Origin of the sequence: Pseudomonas plecoglossicida NBRC 103162 = DSM 15088 (assembly GCF_000730665.1) — a bacterium.
GTDB classification, from domain to species: Bacteria; Pseudomonadota; Gammaproteobacteria; order Pseudomonadales; family Pseudomonadaceae; genus Aquipseudomonas; species Aquipseudomonas plecoglossicida.
Map to the genome: position 1 here is coordinate 51,161 of NZ_BBIV01000037.1, position 8,570 is coordinate 59,730.

Here is an 8,570-nt window from a genome sequence, read left to right on the forward strand (position 1 = left end):
CCCGCTTAGTAGTGGCTGAACTGGGTCTGCTTGACCAGGTCCTCGTAGAGGCGGGCGTAGGGCTCGACCGCCTGGCACCAGTTGAACGGCTGGGTCATGGACAGGCAGCGCATGGCATTGAGCAGGTTCTTCTTGCCGTAGACATAGAAGGCCCGGCTCAGTGCCTCGCGGTAGCTTTCAACCGTCGACTCGTCGAACAGGAAACCGGTGACGCCGTTCTCGATGGTGTCGGCCAGGCCGCCGGTGTTGCGTGCCACCGGCAACGAGCCGAACCGCTGCGCATACATCTGGCTCAGGCCGCAGGGCTCGTAGCGCGAGGGCATGAGCAGGAAGTCGCTGCCGGCAAACATGCGCCGGGCATCGGTCTCGTTGAAGCCGATGTGCACCCCGATGCGGCCCGGGTGGCGCAGCGCCAGATCGCGCATGGCCTGTTCTTCTTCCGGCTCGCCGCGACCAATGATGGCGATCTGGCCGCCTTGCTCGACGATGTAGTCGGCCACGCCCAGGGTCAGGTCCAGGCCCTTCTGGTAGACCAGGCGCGAGACCACGGCGAACAGCGGGCCGCTGGCAGGCTCCAGGCCGAACAGATGGCGTACCTCGTCGGCGTTGCGCGCCTTGCCGTCCCAGTCATTGATGCTGAAGTTGTGCTGCAGGTGCTTGTCGGTGGCCGAATCCCAGCTTTCGTCGATGCCGTTGGGGATGCCGCCAAGCAGACCTTGCTGGGCCTTGCTGGCCAGGAAGCCATCGAGGCCGCAGCCGAATTCCGGGGTGGTGATCTCTCGGGCATAGGTGGCGCTGACCGTGGTGATGTGGCTGGAGTAGGCAAGGCCGGCCTTGAGGAACGACAGCTTGCCGTAGAACTCCATGCCTTCCTGTTGCATGGCGTGGTCCGGGATCGCCAGTTCCGGGCTGCAGCCGCGGCTGTACACGCCCTGGTAGGCGAGGTTGTGGATGGTGAACAGGGTCGGCGTGTTCAGCCCGCGCCAATGCATGTAGGCCGGGGCCAGGCCGGCGGGCCAGTCGTGGGCATGCACCACTTCGGGTTTCCAGTGGATCATGCCTTCGCCTGCGGCGATCTCGGCCGCGGCCAGGCCCAGGCGGGCGAAACGGATATGGTTGTCAGGCCAGTCGCGGCCGTTGTTGGCACCATAGGGCGTGCCGTCGCGCTGGTACAGTTCGGGGCAGATCAGCACATAGATGACCAGGCCGTCGGCCAGGTCCATGCGGCCGATCTTGCACGGTGGCAGCGCCGCATGGCCGCCGAGTTCGCCGACGATATGAATGGGGTTGTCGCTTTCCATCACCTGCGGGTAGCCGGGGATCAGTACCCGGACATCATGCAGGTGGGCCAGTGCCCGCGGCAGCGCTGCCGATACGTCGCCCAGGCCGCCGGTCTTGACCAGGTCGGCGATTTCCGAGGTGACGAACAGGATCTTGCGCTTGTTGGGGTTGTGCTGGCGCTGGGCGCCGGGTGCCTTGGCTGTCGTGGCGAAGTCAGGGGTGAGCGGTTCGCGGTTGTCCGGGTTGAATGAATCTACGTGAGGTTCGACAGCGGCACTGATCATACTTCTCTCCGTCCCTATGTTATGGCCGGGTGCTTGCACCCGTTGCTTTATTTCGTGTTGGCGATCTCTGGTTCTTGGCGTGGTAATGCTGTCCTTGCCCCAGGGTCGTGCGCGCAGGCACGGCGCAATCGGCATTCCGGCCGAAGGCGATTGATCGAATTGGGTTGGGTCGGCTTCGGCAAGGGTGGTCCCTCTACCATGGCCTACTTATGTTGCTGACCCGCTACCGTTTGCAAAAGTTCGACTTATTTAGGTCGCTTCTTCCCTGAGCAAATCGCGGGCCGAAAACCGAGTGTAGGAGAGACGGAGATAAAAAGGTGACCCGTTGGTCACTTTCGTTATGACGCGTGCTAGACGCAAACGTTGGCGTTTGTGACCGGGTGTGAATGGAGAGCCAGGAGGCATCTTCGAAGAGCAGGTGTGCATCATTTTGCAGCACGCTCAAGGCATTTTTGCCCTGAGGCGGGGCGCTCGCCCCGCGGGCTTGTGGATCAGGTCGAAGGCAGCAGGGACGAGTGATGGTGGCTGATCAACCACTGCTGGCCATTCCAGCGATAGATGAAGCTGTAGCGTGCCGCCACCTGCTTGCCGCTGGCGGCAAGATCGAAGGTATAAAGGCCGGCGAGGATTGCCGTGTCGCACGCCGCCTGGAAGTGGTGGCTGTCCAGCTTGCCGCTGGGTTTTTCGGCCAGGAAGTGGGTGAAGTAGTCGATGCGCTCTTGCTGGGTCAGGCGGGGCTGCATGGACACCGTGGGCAGCAGCAGGGCGTCATGCTGGTAGAGCTGGGCGACCTGCTGTGGGTCACCGCTCTTGAGGCTGTCGTTCCACTGTTCGAAGAGCGCCAGTGCATGTTGTTCGCTGACGGTCTGGCAGTTCTGGGCCGCTGCCTGAAGGGGCAGCGCTACGAGGCCGAGCAGGGCCATGGGCAAGCAGCATTTCGCGATGTTCATGGGTATCTCCGTTGCACGCGGGCGCCTGGCTGGGCCCTTGACGCAGGCCACTGTAGGCACTGCCACGGTGCTCAACTATCGGAGATATCTTGGGTCGAATGGTGATTATTCGGCGCTGCCAGTCAGGTTGGGAGCCGTGCAGCCCCCACGGGAGGATGGGGTGACTCAGAGGCTTACGGATTTGTCGTCGGAGCGGGCCTGCTCCAGCAGCATGTGCAACTGGGCGACCTGTTGGCGCAATTGGTCGCGTTCATCCTTCAACTTGCGCAGCTCATCACGACGCACGGAGACATAGAGGGTCTGGGTTGGAGTTGCAGGCATCAAGGTACCCATGAGCACACCTCGCGGTTTTGGCTGGTGACAATTGAAGCGTAGTCGCTCCACGCGGCGCGCATTCTGAATTCTTTTGCAGGCCTTGGGAACTTTTTTGTTTGGCGTTGTCTCGCCGTCCGTCGCTGAACCCCTGGTCCGTGTGCTGGACTAATCTGAAATGCTGAACTGAATTTTCATTCATTTGCACAGGGGAGCATCGGCTCATGCAACTGGGAATCGTCGGGCTGGGCCGCATGGGCGGCAATATCGCAAGGCGCCTGATGCGCGCCGGTCATCGCACGGTGGTCCATGACCGCAACCGTGACGCTGTCGTCGGCCTGGAAGGCGAGGGCGCCCAGGGCGCCCACGACCTTGGCGCGCTGGTGCAGAAACTCAAGGCGCCGCGTGCGGTGTGGGTGATGCTGCCGGCTGGCGAGCCTACCGAGCAGACCATCGCGCAACTGGCCGACATGCTGGAACCGGGCGATGCGATCATCGACGGCGGCAATACCTTCTACAAGGACGACATGCGCCGTGCCAGCGAGCTGGCCAAGCGCGGGCTGCACTACCTGGATGTCGGCACCTCCGGTGGCGTCTGGGGCCTGGAGCGCGGCTACTGCATGATGATCGGCGGCGAGAAGGATGTGTTCGAACGCCTGGAGCCGTTGTTCAAGGCCCTGGCGCCGGGTGTCGGTGAGATTCCCCGCACCCATGGCCGCAGCGGCGAGCACCAGCGCGCCGAGCACGGCTATATCCACGCCGGCCCGCCAGGCGCAGGGCACTACGTGAAGATGGTGCACAACGGCATCGAGTACGGCTTGATGCAGGCCTACGCCGAGGGCTTCGACCTGCTGCGCAGCAAAGGCGGCGAGCAACTGCCCGAGGACCAGCGCTTCGATCTCGACGTGGCCGAGATCGCCGAGGTCTGGCGCCGCGGTAGCGTGGTCACATCGTGGCTGCTCGACCTGACCGCCGATGCCCTGGTGGGCGACCCGCAGCTGGCGCAGTTCAGCGGCTCGGTGTCCGACAGTGGCGAAGGCCGCTGGACCGTCGACGCCGCGGTCGAACAGGCCGTGCCGGTGCCGGTGCTGTCCAGCGCACTGTTCGCCCGCTTCCGCTCGCGCCAGCAGCAGGGCACCTACGGCGACAAGATCCTCTCGGCCATGCGCCTGGGCTTCGGTGGCCATGTCGAGAAGAAAGACGCATGACCAAACAGACCATTCCAGCGGCTCCACCCTGCACCCTGTTCCTGTTCGGCGCCAATGGCGACCTGGTAAAGCGCTTGCTGATGCCAGCGCTTTACAACCTCGACCGTGACGGTTTGCTCGACCGCAACCTGCGCATCGTGGGCGTCGACCACAATGCCGCCACGGCCGAGGCGTTCGCCGAGCGCCTGCATGCGTTCATGCAAGAGCGCGACAGGGGCGGCGAGGGCGCCGGCAAATGCCTGGATGAAAAGCGCTGGGCGCGACTGGCCAGACGGCTGGACTACCAGACTGGCGACTTCCTCGACCCTGCCACCTACACAGCCCTGGCCAAACGCATCGACAAGACCGCCCATGGCAACGCCATTTTCTACCTGGCCACTTCGCCACGCTTCTTCCCCGAAGTGGCCCAGCGCCTGGGCGATGCCGGCCTGCTCGACGAGTCGGCAGGCGGGTTCCGTCGGGTGGTGGTGGAGAAACCCTTCGGCACCGACCTGGCCAGCGCCGAGGCCCTCAATGCCCGCCTTTTGAAGGTGATGAGCGAGCGGCAGATCTACCGCATCGACCATTACCTGGGCAAGGAAACGGTGCAGAACATTCTGGTCAGCCGTTTTTCCAACGGCCTGTTCGAATCGTTCTGGAACAACCACTACATCGACCATGTGCAGATCACCGCCGCCGAAACCGTTGGCGTCGAGACCCGCGGTGCGTTCTATGACAACACAGGTGCCTTGCGCGACATGGTGCCCAACCACCTGTTCCAGTTGCTGGCCATGGTCGCCATGGAGCCGCCGGCGGCCTTTGGCGCCGATGCCGTGCGCGGGGAAAAGGCCAAGGTGATCGGTGCCATCCGCCCGTGGTCGGCGAAGATGGCCTTGAAGAACTCGGTACGTGGCCAGTACACGGCGGGCAAGCACGGCCGCAAGCGGCTGCCGGGCTACCGTCAGGAGGACAAGGTCGCGCCAGGCAGCCAGACCGAAACCTATGTCGCCCTCAAGGTGATGATCGACAACTGGCGCTGGGCCGGAGTGCCGTTCTACCTGCGTACCGGCAAGCGCATGAGCGTACGCGACACCGAGATCGCCATCTGCTTCAAGCCGGCGCCCTATGCGCAGTTTCGCGAATCGGAGCTGGAGCGGCCCAAGCCCAACTACCTGAAGATCCAGATCCAGCCCAACGAGGGCATGACGTTCGACCTGCAGGCCAAGCGGCCGGGGCCGGAGATGGTGATCGAGAACGTCGAGCTCGGCTTCGCCTACAAGGACTTCTTCAACATGACCCCGGCGACGGGCTACGAGACGTTGATCTATGACTGCCTGACCGGCGACCAGACCTTGTTCCAGCGCGCCGACAACATCGAGAACGGCTGGCGTGCGGTGCAGCCGTTTCTCGATGCCTGGGCGCAGGATGGCGAGGTGCACGAGTACCCGGCCGGTGAGGATGGGCCAGAGGCCGGGGATGAGCTGCTGGCCCGCGATAAGCGTGAATGGCACAAGCTGGGGTGACTGTTCCGGCCTCATCGCCGCGGTTCGTCGCCACGACAAGCCGGCTCCCACAGGGTGTTCTGTGATCCTTGTGGGAGCCGGCTTGTCGTGGCGACGAACCGCGGCGATGAGGCCCGTACAGACAAACCTACCAAGGAGTTGCAATGCCCGCCCCAATCGAAGACTACGCCCTGCTCGGCAACTGCCGCAGCGCCGCCCTGGTCAGCCGCGACGGCTCCCTCGACTGGCTGTGCCTGCCCCGTTTCGACGCCCCGGCGGTATTCGCCGCGCTGTTGGGCAATGAAGACAACGGCCGCTGGCGCCTGGCCCCCAGCGACCCGGTCGAGCATTGCAGCCGCACCTACATCGACGACACCCTGGTGCTGGAAACCACCTGGGTCACCGCCAGCGGCCGCGCCCGGGTGCTGGACTTCATGCCGCTGGACGAGGTCAACTCGGTGGTGCGCATCGTCGAGGGCATGGCAGGCGAAACCAGTTTCGAAATGGACCTGGTGTTGCGTTTCGATTACGGCCGCAGCGTCCCTTGGGTGGAAAAACTCGACCCCCTGACCCTCAGCGCCGTCGCCGGCCCCGAACGCCTGATCCTGTGCAGCAGCGTGCCACCGCAGGCGCGTGACCAGCACACGGTCGCGCGCTTTCGCGTCTGCGCAGGCGAACGTCACGTCTTCAGCCTGCGCCACCAGCCCTCCCACCTGCCCGTACAGCCGGACTGCAATATCGACGACGCCTTGGCGCGCACCATCGAGCAGTGGCAGGCGTTCGCTGCGCGCTGTCCGCAGGTGGGGCCCTACACCGCCCTGGTGCGCCGCTCGTTGCTGACCCTCAAGGCCATGACCTACGCCCCCACCGGCGGCATCGTCGCCGCCGTCACCACCTCGTTGCCCGAGCGGGTGGGTGGCGAGCGCAACTGGGACTACCGCTTCTGCTGGCTGCGCGACGCCACCATGACCCTGCTGGCATTCATGAACCTGGGTTACTTCGACGAGGCCCAGGCCTGGCGCGAGTGGTTGCTGCGCTCGGTGGCCGGCAACCCCGAGCAGATGCAGATCATGTATGGACTGGCCGGCGAGCGCGACCTGCAGGAGTTCACCTTGCCCTGGCTGGCCGGTTACGAGCATTCGCAACCGGTGCGGATCGGCAACGCGGCCTCGGAGCAGCGGCAGCTGGATATCTACGGTGAACTGGCCGATGCCATGAGCCAGGCGATCAAGGGCGGGCTGCCGCGTCACCCGCGTAGCGCAGCAATTGCCCGGGCGATCCTGCCCTACGTGGAGCGCATCTGGCGTGAGCCGGACGAAGGCCTGTGGGAAGTACGCGGCCCCCGCCAGCACTTCGTGCATTCCAAGGTCATGGCCTGGGTCGCGTTCGACCGCGCGGCTGGGCTGGCCGACACCACCGAGGAAGATCGCGAACGCAGCCGGCATTACCGGCAAGTGGCTGACCAGATTCACCGCGAAGTCTGCACGCATGGGCTGGATGCGAGCGGTGCGTTCTTCGTCCAGGCGTATGGGTCGCAAGAACTGGATGCCAGCCTGCTGCAGATTGCCCTGACGGGCTTTCTGCCGGTGCAGGATCCTCGCTTCCTGCGCACCCTGGAGCAGATCGAGCGACGGCTGCTGAAGAATGACCTGCTGTTGCGCTACGACAGCGACACCTGCAGCGACGGGCTCACGCCGGGGGAGGGCACCTTCCTGGTGTGCTCGTTCTGGTTGGCCGATGTCTATGTGTTGCTGGGGCGCGAGCCAGAGGCACAGGCGCTGTACGCGCGATTGACCGGCTTGTGCAATGACCTCGGCCTGCTGGCGGAGCAGTACGACCCTGCCGGGCGGCGCATGCTGGGCAATTTCCCGCAGGCGTTCAGCCATATCGGCATCATCAATACGGCGTTGAACCTGCACCGGGCGCAGTGCCCGGTGCGGGATCGGGCGAGCTGTGGCCAGGGCCTCAGTTGACTGCTTCCTTCAACCCTTTGCCGGCCTTGAACACGGGTTTGTTGCGCGCGGCGATGACCAGCTTGTTGCCGGTCTGAGGATTGCGCCCGCTGCGTTCCGGTACCGGGGTCACGCTGAACTTTCCGAAGCCGGCCAACATGATTTCTTCCCCATTGGCCAACTTCGTGGACAGGGAATCAACCACCACATCCACGACGATTTTTGCTTTGGTTTTTGTCAAACCAGTCATTTCCGCGACGGCATGGATCAGTTGTTTCTTGTTCATCGGATCATCCTTGCAATGAGGTGTCCGTTGAGTGTCAAGGCTCGGTTGCAGCGGGCGCAACTGGCAAAAATGTCAGGTACCCGCCGTTGCAAAGCTGTTAGCCTTGACGGGTTTCAGGCGTTTTGGACAGGCCATGGCCAACCACAAGATCGAGATTCGTCGGCGCAATGTTGAAAAGATCCTGCAGGCGGCCGAAAAGGTGTTCGCCGACAAGGGCTTCGGTGCCACCACCATGGGTGATATCGCCGAGCAGGCCGAGCTGCCGCGTTCCAACCTGCACTACTACTTCAGCACCAAGGACGACCTGTTCCGCGCGGTGCTGCAGGACCTGCTCGATGTCTGGAAGCAGGACGCCCTGTGTTTCGAGAACTTCGACGACCCGCGCGTGGTGCTGACCAGCTACATCCGCGCCAAGATGGGCCACTCCCGCTCACGCCCGCTGGGCTCGAAGATCTGGGCCGAAGAGATGCTGCATGGCGCGCCGGTGCTGGGTGTGAGCCTGGATGAAAGCCTGGTGCCCTGGGCCAAGCTCAAGGAAGACAAGATTCGTCGCTGGGTGGAAGAGGGGCGCATCCTGCCGGTGGAGCCTTCGGCGCTGCTGTACATGATCTGGGCATCGACCCAGCACTATGCCGACTTCGGCTATCAGGTCGCGGTGCTCAATGGCGGTGAAGCGCTGTCGGATCCTGCGTTCGAGCGGGCGGTGCAGACGGTGACCTGTGTGATCCTGCGGGGGATCGGGCTGGAGCCCTAGGGGCTGCCTTGCAGCCCAATCGCCGGCAAGCCGGCTCCTACAGGGCTGCGCTGAACTTAACC

Annotated in this window: 8 protein-coding genes; 4 read left to right on the forward strand and 4 right to left on the reverse strand. The window is 63.9% G+C overall.

Annotation, left to right across the window (positions count from 1 at the left end):
• Window positions 1–5: 5 nt before the first annotated feature.
• From glgA to PPL01S_RS25435, 3 genes are all read right to left on the reverse strand, one after another.
• Window positions 6–1,565: a glycogen synthase GlgA gene (glgA, locus tag PPL01S_RS19350; protein WP_028626089.1), complete on the reverse strand. Its 1,560-nt coding sequence runs from the start codon at window positions 1,563–1,565 to the stop codon at window positions 6–8.
• 491 nt (window positions 1,566–2,056) lie between these two features.
• Window positions 2,057–2,515 carry an SgcJ/EcaC family oxidoreductase gene (locus PPL01S_RS19355; protein ID WP_016392752.1) on the reverse strand — a complete coding sequence of 153 codons (459 nt, stop codon included), beginning with the start codon at window positions 2,513–2,515 and terminating at the stop codon, window positions 2,057–2,059.
• A gap of 165 nt (window positions 2,516–2,680) precedes the next feature.
• On the reverse strand, window positions 2,681–2,848 hold the full coding sequence (locus tag PPL01S_RS25435) for a DUF6026 family protein (RefSeq protein ID WP_016392751.1): 168 nt from the start codon (window positions 2,846–2,848) through the stop codon (window positions 2,681–2,683).
• A 203-nt stretch (window positions 2,849–3,051) separates the two neighbouring features.
• On the opposite strand from PPL01S_RS25435, the gene gnd reads away from it, so the two are divergent.
• The 3 genes from gnd (at window position 3,052) to PPL01S_RS19370 (ending at window position 7,489) form a co-directional block, all read left to right on the forward strand.
• Window positions 3,052–4,035, forward strand: coding sequence for a phosphogluconate dehydrogenase (NAD(+)-dependent, decarboxylating) (gnd, locus tag PPL01S_RS19360; protein WP_028626090.1), 984 nt, complete (start codon window positions 3,052–3,054; stop codon window positions 4,033–4,035).
• A complete protein-coding gene (gene zwf, locus PPL01S_RS19365; protein ID WP_028626091.1) occupies window positions 4,032–5,537 on the forward strand; it encodes a glucose-6-phosphate dehydrogenase in 1,506 nt (501 codons plus the stop codon). The genes gnd and zwf overlap by 4 nt, the downstream gene beginning before the upstream one ends.
• A 143-nt stretch (window positions 5,538–5,680) precedes the next feature.
• Window positions 5,681–7,489 (forward strand): glycoside hydrolase family 15 protein, encoded by a 1,809-nt coding sequence (locus PPL01S_RS19370; protein ID WP_028626092.1) that lies wholly within the window; start codon window positions 5,681–5,683, stop codon window positions 7,487–7,489.
• On the opposite strand, the gene PPL01S_RS19375 is transcribed toward PPL01S_RS19370, so the two are convergent.
• Window positions 7,482–7,754 (reverse strand): HU family DNA-binding protein, encoded by a 273-nt coding sequence (locus PPL01S_RS19375; protein WP_028626093.1) that lies wholly within the window; start codon window positions 7,752–7,754, stop codon window positions 7,482–7,484. The genes PPL01S_RS19370 and PPL01S_RS19375 overlap by 8 nt on opposite strands.
• A gap of 133 nt (window positions 7,755–7,887) precedes the next feature.
• Between PPL01S_RS19375 and PPL01S_RS19380 the strand changes: the two genes are divergently transcribed.
• Window positions 7,888–8,508 (forward strand): TetR/AcrR family transcriptional regulator, encoded by a 621-nt coding sequence (locus tag PPL01S_RS19380; RefSeq protein ID WP_016392747.1) that lies wholly within the window; start codon window positions 7,888–7,890, stop codon window positions 8,506–8,508.
• The last annotated feature ends 62 nt before the right edge of the window (window positions 8,509–8,570 follow it).